The 13,242-nt window shown below is 42.7% G+C and carries 12 protein-coding genes; 5 read left to right on the forward strand and 7 right to left on the reverse strand.

Annotated features, from left to right (window positions below; genetic code table 11):
* Window positions 1-370: 370 nt before the first annotated feature.
* Both HWQ42_RS15450 and clpP read right to left on the reverse strand, forming a co-directional pair.
* Complete coding sequence (locus HWQ42_RS15450) at window positions 371-844, reverse strand: hypothetical protein (RefSeq protein WP_292813511.1); 474 nt, start codon at window positions 842-844, stop codon at window positions 371-373.
* A 497-nt stretch (window positions 845-1,341) separates the two neighbouring features.
* Window positions 1,342-1,953, reverse strand: a complete 612-nt coding sequence (clpP, locus tag HWQ42_RS15455) for an ATP-dependent Clp endopeptidase proteolytic subunit ClpP (protein ID WP_094347831.1) — start codon at window positions 1,951-1,953, stop codon at window positions 1,342-1,344.
* Window positions 1,954-2,432: 479 nt separating this feature from the next.
* Here clpP and HWQ42_RS15460 point away from each other — a divergent pair, with 479 nt between their 5' ends.
* Window positions 2,433-2,588, forward strand: a complete 156-nt coding sequence (locus HWQ42_RS15460) for a hypothetical protein (protein ID WP_179065022.1) — start codon at window positions 2,433-2,435, stop codon at window positions 2,586-2,588.
* 251 nt (window positions 2,589-2,839) lie between these two features.
* Window positions 2,840-4,897, forward strand: coding sequence for a thioredoxin domain-containing protein (locus tag HWQ42_RS15465; RefSeq protein ID WP_292813514.1), 2,058 nt, complete (start codon window positions 2,840-2,842; stop codon window positions 4,895-4,897).
* A gap of 102 nt (window positions 4,898-4,999) precedes the next feature.
* Here the strand turns inward: HWQ42_RS15465 and HWQ42_RS15470 are convergent, their stop codons facing one another.
* Both HWQ42_RS15470 and HWQ42_RS15475 read right to left on the reverse strand, forming a co-directional pair.
* Window positions 5,000-5,422 carry a type II toxin-antitoxin system VapC family toxin gene (locus tag HWQ42_RS15470; protein ID WP_292813516.1) on the reverse strand — a complete coding sequence of 141 codons (423 nt, stop codon included), beginning with the start codon at window positions 5,420-5,422 and terminating at the stop codon, window positions 5,000-5,002.
* The gene (locus HWQ42_RS15475) at window positions 5,419-5,643 is read right to left on the reverse strand and encodes a hypothetical protein (RefSeq protein WP_099099269.1); all 225 of its coding nucleotides are present in this window, start codon (window positions 5,641-5,643) and stop codon (window positions 5,419-5,421) included. Before HWQ42_RS15475 ends, HWQ42_RS15470 begins: the two co-directional genes overlap by 4 nt.
* A 260-nt stretch (window positions 5,644-5,903) precedes the next feature.
* Here HWQ42_RS15475 and HWQ42_RS15480 point away from each other — a divergent pair, with 260 nt between their 5' ends.
* From HWQ42_RS15480 to HWQ42_RS15490, 3 genes are all read left to right on the forward strand, one after another.
* On the forward strand, window positions 5,904-7,136 hold the full coding sequence (locus HWQ42_RS15480) for a PQQ-binding-like beta-propeller repeat protein (RefSeq protein ID WP_292813519.1): 1,233 nt from the start codon (window positions 5,904-5,906) through the stop codon (window positions 7,134-7,136).
* Window positions 7,137-7,163: 27 nt separating this feature from the next.
* A complete protein-coding gene (locus HWQ42_RS15485; RefSeq protein ID WP_292813520.1) occupies window positions 7,164-7,757 on the forward strand; it encodes a molybdenum cofactor guanylyltransferase in 594 nt (197 codons plus the stop codon).
* Between the two features lie 298 nt (window positions 7,758-8,055).
* Window positions 8,056-8,682 (forward strand): hypothetical protein, encoded by a 627-nt coding sequence (locus HWQ42_RS15490; protein WP_292813522.1) that lies wholly within the window; start codon window positions 8,056-8,058, stop codon window positions 8,680-8,682.
* A 114-nt stretch (window positions 8,683-8,796) separates the two neighbouring features.
* Here HWQ42_RS15490 and HWQ42_RS15495 read toward each other — a convergent pair whose 3' ends face one another.
* The 3 genes from HWQ42_RS15495 to cofH form a co-directional block, all read right to left on the reverse strand.
* A complete protein-coding gene (locus HWQ42_RS15495; protein WP_292813524.1) occupies window positions 8,797-10,296 on the reverse strand; it encodes a family 10 glycosylhydrolase in 1,500 nt (499 codons plus the stop codon).
* A gap of 955 nt (window positions 10,297-11,251) precedes the next feature.
* Window positions 11,252-11,656, reverse strand: a complete 405-nt coding sequence (gene psb27, locus HWQ42_RS15500; protein WP_292740966.1) for a photosystem II protein Psb27 — start codon at window positions 11,654-11,656, stop codon at window positions 11,252-11,254.
* A gap of 191 nt (window positions 11,657-11,847) precedes the next feature.
* Window positions 11,848-12,993: a 7,8-didemethyl-8-hydroxy-5-deazariboflavin synthase subunit CofH gene (cofH, locus tag HWQ42_RS15505; RefSeq protein WP_292813526.1), complete on the reverse strand. Its 1,146-nt coding sequence runs from the start codon at window positions 12,991-12,993 to the stop codon at window positions 11,848-11,850.
* Window positions 12,994-13,242 lie beyond the last annotated feature (249 nt).

The raw sequence follows: 13,242 nt of genomic DNA on the forward strand, positions 1-13,242 counted from the left end.
GGCTGCCGTCGGCAGCCCCTTCATCCCCCCTTTAAAATGATTATCATTACTGTTGGTGGAATAGTTTATTTTCTGGAAGTCCCTAAATTAAGCTTTTTAGCAATTTTTGCATAACTTCTAGTAATAACTAATATGAAGTTGCCAAAGATAGTATTATTTTGAGCGGAAATAAAAACTGTCATTGACTATGCCTAGTGTGCGAATTGAAATTGTGCCGCACCTGGGCTATCCAGAATTGACTCGTCTAGAACTTATGCATTGACAAAGTAGACAATTAGTGGGTTAGGGTTAACGAGGGAAAAATGTCCTCCTGAGTCGAGAAAGATCAAAAGCGCGATCGCGCTTTTGATCGGCGAGTTTATAGGATTGATTACACCCGTGCATCTACACTGACTTGATACTGAACTTTGTTTGAGCTAAACTGTCTGCTGCGAATCATGACGAAGTAATCTCCTGCGGCTAGATTCTGGCGTGTAATTTGGTGGGAAAATGAGTCGCGACTTTGGCCAATCACTTCGCCTTGATTACGATCAATTTGACCATTGTTGTTTGAATCCCTAACTAATAACAAATCTGTCCGTCCTCCGTTTGGGGCAACGCCTTCCAGTCTTAAACGTAAGTTAGAGCGCCCCGTGAGTAGCACTTTTCTAAAGTCTTCTAAGTCATCGGTGGTGGTCACATCGCCTTTGATCTGAAGAAATCCTTGACCACTATTCAAATTCCCCTCGAAATCCGCTGCAAAAATGCTATTGTCGTTATCGGGTGTTGCAAAAGCTGGGGAAACCAATCCACAAGTCAATAAAGTTAGCAACGTTAGCTTGAGGCTTGATTTGAAGCAATTCATGATGTTTCTTCCTGAAGATAAATAATTTATTTTTGGTATTACACACTGTACAAAATGACTTAGTGTCTTTGTAACCTAAATCTAAATTAAGCTTTTAATAAAATAAATACAGTCTGAAAAAGACTTTAATAGTATGAAGTTGAAAATAAAATTCAAATTGCTTGGTATTATTTAGTCACAAAAAGTTTGTTTTGATAACATTGCTCTACTCCAGCAAACTAGTTTTGAGGCTATTGTAGAGCGACAAATTATGCTTCTTCCCAACTTTTGATTGATCCTATGTCAGGATCAAAATGTGTATTTTCAGACAATTAAAAGTTGGAATTTTTTCAATATCTGCTACCGGATCAAGACTACCTTCATCTCGGAAAATAGGATATTGACCCTTTAAAATCGAGTTTTGAAGTCAAATAACCCCTCTTCAGTTATGAAAAGGGGTTATTTTTGGGGTTTAAGAGAATTAAAAGTGGTAAATCACCATTTACCAATCGTGACTATTAATTAACAGCAGCAACTGCTGGACGGCTACCAGCGGCGTGACGGTCAATCACTTGGTCAATCAAACCGTAGTCCCTGGCTTCCTCTGGCGACATGAAAAAGTCACGTTCAGTATCTTCAGCAATGCGCTCAATTGGTTGACCTGTATGTTCAGCTAAATAGTTGTTTAGCCGTTGCTTATGGTACAAAATTTCCCGCGCCTGAATTTCAATATCAGTCGCCTGTCCTTGAGCGCCACCTAAAGGTTGATGAATCATAATCCGAGAATGGGGTAAACTCATCCGCTTACCCTTAGCACCCGCGCTGAGGAGAAAAGCACCCATACTCGCTGCCAATCCGGTACAAATTGTACAGACATCAGGGCGAATATGCTTCATAGTGTCAAAAATGCCCATACCAGCCGTCACCGAACCACCGGGAGAATTGATGTACATATAAATGTCTTTCTCCGGGTCTTCAGCATCCAAATACAGCAGTTGGGCAACAATCAAGTTGGCAATATTGTTATCAACTTGTTGTCCCAAAAAGATGATGCGCTCACGTAACAGCCGTGAGTAGATGTCAAAGGCGCGTTCACCTCGACCCGATTGTTCAATAACGATAGGAATCATGGAAGCGTGTTTGTGGCTACTTTAAATACATTTTATCGGTGACAGCACGAAACTGGGGCTGATCTCTACTATTCCCAAGTAGATATAAGTAAATCTTGGCTATTCTGTCTTTTTCAGCAAAGGAGCAAAATGTGATTTTGCAATAGATTCAAGCTCCAAGGGCACTTTTTAGCAACAAAAGCTGTCTAAGAAAATATCCCGGTCTAGCGAAGAATAAATCAAAAAACTTCAATTGTCGCCAATCTTATATCTCAGGACTTTGCTACACAACCTTGGCGATGTATTGATTAGACCGATAACCGAAATCCGATTTGCTTAGGGAATTATGTTAACTAGCAGTAACATTTTAAACATTTTTTTAGGATTTCCTTCGGCATTTATCAAGTTATTTTTGTTAAATTCGGTAAATCGGGAGTACGAGGTGTATTTAGAATAACCAGTCGTAATTGAAATGCTATCCATTCAGAGAGAGACGTGCCATGCTGGAAAAACTTATACAAGCCGCCATCATCACCTTCTTGCTCCATCTGATAGCAGGACTTAGCCCAAACACTTTAATTCAAACAAAGACAGCATCACCTATGCAAGAAACGCCACCAAATATTGTTAGCTTGCTATTGCGATCTTTTCAATAAGAATGTTTCAGAAGTTGCACAGGTATAAGTAAGTTACTGTAAATAAACCCAATTATTTATATAGATGCTTCCCTTGTAGTTAGCGTTGGCTAGAACACTGCAATTTTTTACACTAACTTACTTAGGCGATATTAAAAACAAAGGTATAATTCGCTCGTTGAGTTTCTTACTTAATGTACATAGTTGTCTAGGCTAACAAGCCTGAGAACAGGCTAGACTGAGCAAAGAAGGCAACTAACTTGCGTTTGATTATGACTAATCGCCTTGCTGAAGCTAAGAGCCTCTATCTCCGCAAACACGCCGAAAACCCCATTGATTGGTGGCCTTGGTCTGACGAAGCACTTGCAACTGCAAGGGCGCAAAATAAACCGATTTTTCTCTCCATTGGCTATTCTAGTTGCCACTGGTGTACTGTCATGGAAGGCGAGGCTTTTTCTGATATTGCGATCGCTGACTACATGAATACTAATTATCTTCCCATCAAAGTAGACAGGGAAGAAAGACCAGACCTCGATAGCATCTATATGCAAGCTTTGCAGATGATGAGCGGTCAAGGGGGTTGGCCTTTAAATATTTTTCTTTCCCCAGAAGATTTAGTGCCGTTTTACGCTGGTACTTATTTCCCTGTAGACCCGCGCTATGGTCGTCCGGGATTTTTGCAGGTGTTGCAAGCGCTTCGCCGTTATTACGATACAGAAAAAGCGGACTTACAACAACGTAAAGCCTTAATTATTGAGTCTCTGCTTACGTCTGCGGTGTTGCAAGATGGTACAACAACCGAGCTTGAAGACCATGAATTACTCCGCCAAGGTTGGGAAACTAGCACAGGTGTAATTACTCCTAATCAATCTGGTAACAGTTTTCCGATGATTCCCTACACAGAATTAGCACTGCGGGGAACTCGATTTAATTTTGAATCTCACTATGATGGCAAGCAAGTTTGTACCCAACGGGGACTAGACTTAGCGTTGGGCGGCATTTATGACCATGTAGCCGGTGGTTTTCATCGCTATACTGTTGACCCGACTTGGACAGTACCTCACTTTGAAAAGATGCTCTACGACAATGGACAGATTGTCGAGTATCTAGCTTCTTTATGGAGTGCAGGAGTACAAGAGCCAGCCTTTGAAAGGGCAGTTGCTGGGACTGTTCAATGGTTGAAGCGGGAAATGACTGCGCCAGAAGGTTACTTCTATGCTGCTCAAGATGCCGACAGTTTCACTGAATCCACGGCGGTAGAACCAGAAGAAGGAGCTTTTTATGTTTGGAGTTACAGCGAAGTCCAAGAACTGTTAACGCCTGAAGAATTAACGGAATTACAACAACAATTTACTATTACCCCTAACGGCAACTTTGAAGGACGTAATGTTTTACAAAGAAGGAATTCAGCCAAACTGAATGCAACGCTAGAAACCGCACTGAGTAAGCTGTTTACCGCTCGTTATGGCGTTAATTCTGAGTCACTAGAAACTTTTCCCCCGGCTCGTAACAATCAGGAAGCAAAAACCACTAACTGGCCAGGTCGCATTCCCTCGGTGACAGATACGAAAATGATTGTCGCCTGGAATAGCTTGATGATTTCCGGGCTGGCTAAGGCTGCTGGGGTTTTCCAACAACCTTTGTACTTGGAATTAGCAGCACGAGCGGCGAATTTTATTTTGGAAAATCAGTTTGTCGATGGGCGTTTCCAGAGACTCAACTATCAAGGAGAACCAACTGTTTTAGCTCAGTCTGAAGATTATGCTTTGTTTGTTAAAGCTCTACTAGATTTACAAGCTTGCAACCCTGAGCATAAGCAATGGTTAGAAAATGCGATCGCTATCCAAGATGAATTTAACGAATTTCTCTGGAGTGTAGAATTAGGTGGGTATTATAACACATCAAGCGATTTTAGTCAATATTTAATTGTTAGAGAGCGTAGTTACACAGATAATGCGACACCATCAGCCAATGGAATTGCGATCGCTAACCTTGTCCGTCTTGCTTTACTCACCGATAATCTAGATTATTTGGATTTAGCAGAACTTGGTTTGAAAGCTTTTAGGAGTGTCATGGATCGCGCTCCCCAAGCTTGTCCCAGCTTGTTTACAGCTTTAGATTGGTATTGTAATTGTACCTTGATTCGCAGCACCACTGAGCAAATAAACTCTCTGATCCCCAGATTTCTACCAACGGCTGTATTTGCCATCACATCTGATTTACCAGAGAGAAGCGTTGGGTTAGTTTGCCAAGGTTTGAAGTGTCTTGCACCAGCAGAAAGTGTAGAGCATTTATTGCAGCAAGTCCAGAAAAGTCAGGTGAGGGCGTGAAATAGTTTTATTTCTCCCAACTAGAATGTTGCCAGCAGATCATCCAGTCCCGATCGTAACTTTCTGCGCGGTTGCTCATTTGACCCCGTATAGTGATGATGCCTAAACAGACCAAGGATTAACCATTACAAGCCCTATCCCAGCAAAATCTTTTTCGTTACGGGTGACAAGTGATAAAGAGTTATGAATTGCGATTGCTGCAATAAGAGAATCCATGAGAGGTAGAGGTCGCCCATTCTGTTCTAGTTGCCCAACTAAATTTCCCCACAACACCATTGTTGAGACATCTATAGTTAAGATTCTTTGTTTAAAGCGATTGGGTAGGGTTTCATTCAGCCAAGTTGTTAGAGATTCTTTGCGCTTAGATGCAGTAATTTTGCTGATGCCTTTAGCGATTTCGCCAATTGTAATGACGCTGAGGTAAAGTGTTTCTGGCACTTGGGCATCTAGCCAATCTAAAACTTGTTGATGTGGTTGTTTGGCAACAAGTTCGGAAATCACGCAGGTATCAAGGAGGTAGGTCATGGGGTGAAGGCATCGCGGGGAAGGGTGCGATCTCGACTCAGGTCAAGTTCTTCGGTGAGTTCAGCCAGGGGGGATTGACGGAAAAACTCTGAGAGTTTGCTTGGTTGATCTGGGTGGGTATTGTTGTGTGTGGTCAGGCTTTGAGCAAGGAGTTGGATGATGTACAGTTTATCGTTGGGGGAAAGCTGAAGGAGTTGTTGTTCGAGTTCTTGGATAGGCATGATGGGGTTTAAGTAGAAGATAAATTTATTCTACTTTCAGCGTCAGGGGTTAATTTAGTTTGACTCGTTTTTTACCCTCTATTTTTTTTGACGAATGACTATTAACTCATGTAGCAAATTAACCACCATTAGTTAGCTGGCGTAAAAGTTCTCGCCTAGTTGAGAAAAGTCAGAATAGAGGATAATTTTGGCAACATCGGACGCATAGCAATGAATAAACCGCCCGTACTTGGAAACATCAGCCTGATTTATTCATCTTGGTGGCAATATGGAAAAAGCGATCGCTTTTTATAAACCCAACATTCCGCACCAAGAAATGTCACAATCAGTTATTAAAGGTAATGTTCCGAGCAAACCCTCAACGTACTGGTGTATACAACACAACGGGCATCCGTCATTTCAAAGAGGTAAAGTGGAAGCTTCAACTTACAAGCTTTGATGTTCATTTTTCTGCCTGTCCAACAATTGCCGACGGAGTGATTTGTATTGGGGACGGTAAAAGAAATTTCTATGTGATAGATACACAGACGGGTCAGCAGAGGTGGACTTTCAACCCTGGAAGCAGGTACATTGCTTCTCCAACAGTTGCTGATGGAATAGTTTACATCTGTAGTTCAGATGGCATCATCTACGCTATTGAACTACAAACAAGGCAGCAGAGGTGGCAATTCAAAATAACTGAAAGGATTGGGCTTGGAGAGTATTACTCTCCCGTAGTTGTTAATGGAATTGTATATATCGGTAGTCCCGAAGGTTATCTTTATGTCTTAGACGCTTCCACAGGGAAGCAAATCTGGATCTTACAAACTACAGGCAATCAGCTAACTTCTGCACCATCAATTGCCGATGGAATACTCTACCTTGGTAGCAGTGATGGATGTGTCACAAGTGTAGATATCGAAACAAAACAGCGAAAGTGGGTATTTCAACCTTCTTATCCCTTAATCCTAGATAGTCCTTTTTTGCCTGTAATTACTGAGAAAATTGTTTACTGCGGTAGCAAAGGACAAGCTCTCGTAGCGGTGGACATAAAAACAGGGGAGCAAAAATGGACATTCGAGCCAGAAAATGCAACGCTACTTTATCCACATCTAACTTATCCATCTGTTGCTAATGGAGTCGTTTGTGTTGGTAGCAGCAATACTATTTACGGATTAGATGAAGCCACTGGACAAATACTTTGGAGGTTTGCAACAGAAACTTCGGCTTCGTACCCAGTTATCGCTAATGAGGTAGTCTACGTTGGAATTAACGGAGTACTGTGGGCTTTGAAACTTGGCACTGGACAAGCATTATGGCAGTTTAAACCGCCAGAACCAGAACTATCATTGACAGATCCAAGAAGATGGTTGCATACAGTTGGCAAGTGGGCAGTAGAAAAAGGCTGGGTTGCTTATGCTCCAACGGTTCTTTCACCTGCGATCGCTGACGAAGTAGTTTACGTTTTAGTGTATTACAGTTTAGGTTGCACAGTTCTCTATGCATTAAATTGACATTTGGAATTAGGTGATTTGAGAATTATGACCTGCTGTACATTAACAGCGATTGTATTAGCTGGGGGTAAGAGTTCTCGGATGGGTCAGGATAAAGCCTTGATTCCCATTCAAGGGATACCGTTGTTACAGCGAGTTTGTGGAATTGCCAAAGGCTGTACTAATGTTGTTTATGTAGTAACTCCCTGGCCAGAACGCTATCAAGATTTGCTTTTGCCTGGTTGTCAGTTTATTCGAGAAGTACCTTTATCTGGAGAATCTTTAGCCCACGGGCCTTTAGTTGGATTTGCTCAAGGGCTAGTCGAAGTAGAGACAGAATGGGTGCTGTTGCTAGCTTGCGATTTGCCGAGGTTGCGGGTTGAGGTGTTGCAAGATTGGATAACTAGACTCGATCGCGTGGGGGATAATGCGATCGCAGCTTTAGCTTGTCATCCTAAAGGGTGGGAACCCCTGTGTGGTTTCTATCGCCGTCGTTGTTTGCCACAACTCCTAGAGTTTATCAACCAAGGGGAGCGATCGTTTCAGCAGTGGCTTCGGCAATATCCGGTAGAAGTTTTGCCATTAGCAGAACCCGAAATGCTATTTAACTGTAATACACCAGAGGACTTGGCTTTAAATTGAGTTGAAAAGTGGGGACTTAATCGTGAACTGAACCTGCGGAAACTCTGGTAATAAATTCATTTTTCGGATATCGAACAGAATTCAGAATGAATTCTGTAGAACTGGCGGATAGCGCAGCGTAAAGCCTTCTCTTTTCCCAAAAGGAAATGCACTCGCGTTCGAGAGGCTTCTCTTTCAGAGACGCTACGCGCAACGTCTTGATTCTGAATTCTGAATTCTGACTCCTGAGTTCTTGCCTATTCAACATTTTAGCCCTAACGTGGAACAACTATATGTATAAAGGATGCTAGGAGGAATCATGGGGCAGACACAGGAGCTAGGACAGATTATCATCCTGAATGGTGTCCCGCGAGCGGGGAAGTCGAGCATTGTCGCAGTGATTCAGGAGACATTTGATGGTCTGTGGATGAATTTGGGTGTTGATAGGTTTATGCAAATGACTCCCGCACGATACTTGCCTGGGATCGGTTTACGACCAGGGGGAGAACGCCAGGACATCGAACCCCTTGTTCCCATTCTGTACAGCGCTATGTATGAGTCTATCGCTGCCCACAGCCGTTTGGGTCTGAATGTCGTGGTTGATGTCGGACACCATGACGCCTACGCAATAGAACGGGCCATTCTGGCTGATAGTGCCCGACGTTTGAAAGGATTGCCGGTTTTGTTCGTAGGTGTTTACTGCCCCATCAAGATCGTTATGGAACGACGACAAAACACGGGGTGGAACGTGGGAAGTACATCTGACTCTCCGATACCACATCCGCTTCAGTTATGGCAACGTGAAGTTCATATCCCTGGCATCTATGACCTTGAAGTGGATACCTCTTTGTTAAGCCCAGGTGCGTGTGCTGAGATGATACGCCAGTACCTCGCAGATAGTCCAGCACCGTCGGCATTCCAACGACTCGCTACACACTATACTTAAGCTGTAGTTATGACTGTGTTAACTATATTTGGTATGAATTTGTAAAGTGTGTGATTCTATCAGTTAAAAGTTGAAAGGGAAATTCAATCCCTTTTTACTAATTCTGTAAGAAGTCTACTTAACTCGACAGAATTTGCGATCGCTATCATTCTGAGGATATTGCCAAGAATAGGCAAAATGGCTAACTCCCTTCAGTTGGGGGGCAAATTGGCGGAGTGCTTGCATTTGCACTTCTAGGGATGGACGATTACTAACAGATTTTCCCCACTGACCGGCTAAAGCCGGGATTATCTGCGTACCCGGTTTTGCCATACTCAAAACCCGTTGCACCTGCGACACGATACAACTAACATTACCGCAATTCCCATAAGCCATAGGATGCCACTCTAATGTATTGGGGAACCGATCCCAAGGTTGCAAACGAGAATCATACCCTTGTCCTACAGTTTGGTTGCCATCAGGAAAAAACACCACTCCTGTGGAAACACCTTGCTGCTTTGCTGGGTAACTAGCGATGGTGACAAAATCTAGAATTCCTTGCATAGCATGGGCAACGGCAAGCTGCCACAACTCCCATTGTAAAATTGGTTGTCTATCGGTTGCAGGCAGGATTGACTTTTGCGCTAGTGGGAGAGTGCGTCCTTGCCAAAGAGGTTCTCCTTCCTGGGGATAAAGTTTATCAACTTCAGCTACATCTCCCCCAGTGACAAATCCCTTACTCAAAAAGCGACGAATTAAGTCCAGCGCTTTATAATTTTGTGCCCGTTTAAATAAAGCTTCTTGGGTTGCAGGGCTAAATAGCCATAAATCTGAAACTTTGGTGGCGATGGAATCACTTCCAGCTTGGCGGGGATAACGCACGTAATCCAATAGCAAGCCATCTGGACGACGGCGCAAAACTTCTTGTACCAATTGGTAGTAGTCGCGTTTTGCTTGTGGGTTGTAGGGGTCGATAAATAGTTGAGAGCCATTATCTACTACATATAGACTCGTTTGACCTTTGCCATTACGAGCGATCGCACCTTCTCTATCTGGGCGTTGGGCGTAAGTATAGCCGAAATTTGTGGTAAACATCCAAGCATAGACCTTCAAACCACGTTGCCGACCTTTTTTAATTGCCGTGGCGAGTATATCAATATTTTCTGCCCCTGGAGTGCGAATCACAGCAGGCCAAACCGTCGGGTTAGCTCTTGCTGGTAATAGTACCTGCCCATCGTAAAATACTTCTAAATAAACTTGGTTATAGCCACCATTAACAATCCGATCCATAACCTGATCGATTATTCCTGGCTGAATGTCACAGGGATATAAGCGTAACCAAAGGGCTTGGGTTTGCGGCCAAGTTCGAGAGCGACATTGCTTTAATTTCTGCGCCTGTTCTTGTATTATGCTTTGGTAGCGCGTTTGAGCATCTTGTTTACCTTTGAGCGCTGACAGACGTAAGCTTTCTTTTTGTTGCGCCGCCGCTGATGATAACTGACAATACTCAGTTACTTGCGCCTTTGCTGGTTCGCTTCGCAAGTTGGGGAGCAACAAACTACTAGTAAAAACAACAGCGAATAAGCGCCGCCAAAATAATGTTGATCTTGCAACGTTCAAGGGACAGTTAGACATACCTACCAGTAGATGAACAAATTCAAAAGAGTTTCAGACAGGGATTTAAATTCCGACTGTAACTTGCTTACCACAGGGTAACTGAGGAAAGACGGAGTGGCTCTAACTCTGAGCTACGTGTTGACGTTCGGTCTTAAAGCCTTTAATTTGCCATAATCATCGATCCCAACTCAAATAATTGTGGGCAACATGTATCGAATTATATAGTTAAATACTAAGGGTTTTAAAACGAATGGCACTAAGAAAAGCCCAAAGGCTTGTGTGTCTTGTTCCCAGTCTGGAGGCTAGGAATGTATTTAAAGTGGGCTTCTGCCTCTTGTTAAGCTACTGGAGGCGGCAGCCTTTCCAGAATGGGTTCCTAGCCTTTAAGCTTGTTCCAGTCAGAGCAAGGGCTGTATCTTTTCTTGGTGCCATTCGGTTTTAAAACCTATTTTTTTAAGACTCTCAAAGGTCTATTTCTGTTGCCATATTCTTGTATAGCGGTTTCCAGTGCATGAAGTAGATATTAAAACTTCACCCTCAATGTTAATGCGTCGCCTTGCATTGTGAATGTATCGCCTTGCATTGTGAATGTATCGCCTTACATTGTGAATGTATCGCCTTGCATTGTGAATGCATCGGCTTACATTGTGAACGCATCGGCTTACATTGTTACAGCAGTTTTCAAGTAAATGAGCTATAAAACAATAGAGTTCAGTTAAGCAATTTTTTCCTTCTCTTTCTTCTCTCTGCGTCCTCTGCGCCTTGGCGGTTCGTTAAAAAACTGACTTGGAAACAGAGTTTTAGCCTTAACTGAACCGTATTGAGCTATAAAATGTAGGACTTACGCATCAGATATAAAGAGTTTCTGCCTTTTGCCTTCTGCCTTCTGTCTCCTGCCTTGACAAACAAAATAGTCAGGAATCAAAAGTTTTGACACCTGACTATTGATGATGGAGTAAGCAATAGTTAATAGCTAACCGCCACGTTTCAACGCCGTCTCTACCTGCTGCAACTCTTTCTCTAGACGATTTTTGAGTTTTTCGGGTACGGGACGATTTGGGTAAGAACTGTAGTGTCCAGCTAGGGAATTGAGGGCTGTTCGTATGGTTGTAAATGAGCCAAGACCAGAAACAGAGTTAACCCGCTGGTAGCGAGCTGAAAAGTCATTAATTTTTTGACGCGCTTCTGCTTGAATTGCTGTCTTATCTGGTGAATCTTGTGAAAGATCCAGAGCTTGTCTCATAATATTGACCACAGCTAAGGTGTCTTGACGATAATCCCCAGTCAAACTATCTGGACTGCCAGAACAACCCATTAAGCCGATAGCTACAACCAAAACCAGAGCAAGCAAACGCGACCAATAGCGCTTCATATGCATTAAGTAAAAGAATACGTAAATCAACGTCCATCCTATCTTGGATTGGTAACTTGGGGATCAATTGAGTGAATGGGGAGTGAGGGAGTGAAGAAGGGAATAGGGTACAGGTTACAGGGTACAGATTATTCCCTATCACCTTTCACCTATAACCTCTCCCCTATAACCTCTCCCCTAATCGCAATGCCCAATGCCTAACGACTAATAACTTTTTGATAAAGAGTATCTCGTTGTTGGTAAGGTCTTTCTAAAGAAGCGATCGCAGTTTGCAAGGTTTCTACTTCCATACACGTACCGCCTAAAGCACCTGCCATTGTGGTGATATGTTCCTCCATCAAAGTGCCGCCGATATCGTTGCAACCCCAAGCTAAGGATTCTGTCGCACCTGCAAGCCCCAGTTTTACCCAACTCTGCTGATGGTTGGGAATCCAATTACCTAAATAAATCCGTGCTACAGCCCCTAATAGTAGTGCATCACTCAAAACTGGTTGATCGCGTCCGACACGGCGACGTAAAGATTTGGGTGCTTCTTGGCCAACAAAGGGTAATAAAATAAACTCTGTAATCCTGGCTGGATATCCCCGATTGATGGCAGTTTTTTGGAGAGATCGCAATTTTTCTAAATGTCCGATTTGCTGCTCGTGGGTTTCAATATGCCCAGATAACATGGTGCTAGTGGTATGCAAGCCTAATTTGTGAGCGGTGCTGACAATTTCTAGCCAAGTGGCTGTGTCAATCTTCTCTGGACACAATATCCGCCTAACTTCATCGTCTAATACTTCCGCTGCTGTTCCCGGCATTGAGCCAACACCAGCATCGCGCAAAGCAGTAATCACCTCAGCATATTCAAGTCCGTCAAGTCTGGCGATAAATTGCACTTCTTGGGGAGAGAAAGCGTGTAAATGTATGTGGGGAAATTCCTGTTTAATGGTTTCTACAACTTTCAGGTAGTAGGGCAAAGATTTACCATTTATCTGCGCTTGTGGATTTAACCCCCCTTGCATACAGATTTCTGTCGCACCCCGTTGTAGTGCATCTGTCGCTTTTTCCAAAATTTGCGCCGAATCTAACCAGTATGCATCGGCATCACCATCATCTCGACGGAATGCACAAAAACTACAGTGCTGCTCACAAATATTAGTAAAGTTAATATTACGGTTAATTATGTAGGTGACAGTATCGCCTGCTTGTGTGTGGCGGAGTGTATCGGATGTAGTACGTATTGCTGCGATCGCTTCTGGCTCAGTTTGTTGTAACAATACCACTCCCTCTTCGGGGGATAAGTCGTATCCCATCAAAGCACGTTTCAAAATTGTTTCAAACGCAATTTTTGTCAGCATCACTTTCTTAATTTCTCGGTAAATCTTAATTTTATGAGCTTGTAAATAATAAAATTCTACTTAATAAATATACCAATTTATCGAAACTCTCAAGCTCGAACATAAATTTTATCTTTTAAGCTATTGTAATAGCTTATCTTGTCCTATTGCACTACTTTTTATAGTTTATACAACCCATTAACAAAAAAAATAGTGTGGTTAAACCACAACTATTTTAATTGATTAATCTATATCTTTGTATTAGCAGGA

Source organism: Nostoc sp. JL23 (genome assembly GCF_017115065.1).
GTDB classification, from domain to species: domain Bacteria; phylum Cyanobacteriota; class Cyanobacteriia; order Cyanobacteriales; family Nostocaceae; genus Nostoc; species Nostoc punctiforme_A.

What these genes read in the sequence shown, in the direction of transcription:
- HWQ42_RS15450 (WP_292813511.1), bottom strand. Translation starts at nt 844, where the DNA reads ATGAATTGCTTCAAATCAAGCCTCAAGCTAACGTTGCTAACTTTATTG.
- clpP (WP_094347831.1), bottom strand. Translation starts at nt 1,953, where the DNA reads ATGATTCCTATCGTTATTGAACAATCGGGTCGAGGTGAACGCGCCTTT.
- HWQ42_RS15460 (WP_179065022.1), top strand. Translation starts at nt 2,433, where the DNA reads ATGCTGGAAAAACTTATACAAGCCGCCATCATCACCTTCTTGCTCCAT.
- HWQ42_RS15465 (WP_292813514.1), top strand. Translation starts at nt 2,840, where the DNA reads ATGACTAATCGCCTTGCTGAAGCTAAGAGCCTCTATCTCCGCAAACAC.
- HWQ42_RS15470 (WP_292813516.1), bottom strand. Translation starts at nt 5,422, where the DNA reads ATGACCTACCTCCTTGATACCTGCGTGATTTCCGAACTTGTTGCCAAA.
- HWQ42_RS15475 (WP_099099269.1), bottom strand. Translation starts at nt 5,643, where the DNA reads ATGCCTATCCAAGAACTCGAACAACAACTCCTTCAGCTTTCCCCCAAC.
- HWQ42_RS15485 (WP_292813520.1), top strand. Translation starts at nt 7,164, where the DNA reads ATGACCTGCTGTACATTAACAGCGATTGTATTAGCTGGGGGTAAGAGT.
- HWQ42_RS15490 (WP_292813522.1), top strand. Translation starts at nt 8,056, where the DNA reads ATGGGGCAGACACAGGAGCTAGGACAGATTATCATCCTGAATGGTGTC.
- HWQ42_RS15495 (WP_292813524.1), bottom strand. Translation starts at nt 10,296, where the DNA reads ATGTCTAACTGTCCCTTGAACGTTGCAAGATCAACATTATTTTGGCGG.
- psb27 (WP_292740966.1), bottom strand. Translation starts at nt 11,656, where the DNA reads ATGCATATGAAGCGCTATTGGTCGCGTTTGCTTGCTCTGGTTTTGGTT.
- cofH (WP_292813526.1), bottom strand. Translation starts at nt 12,993, where the DNA reads ATGCTGACAAAAATTGCGTTTGAAACAATTTTGAAACGTGCTTTGATG.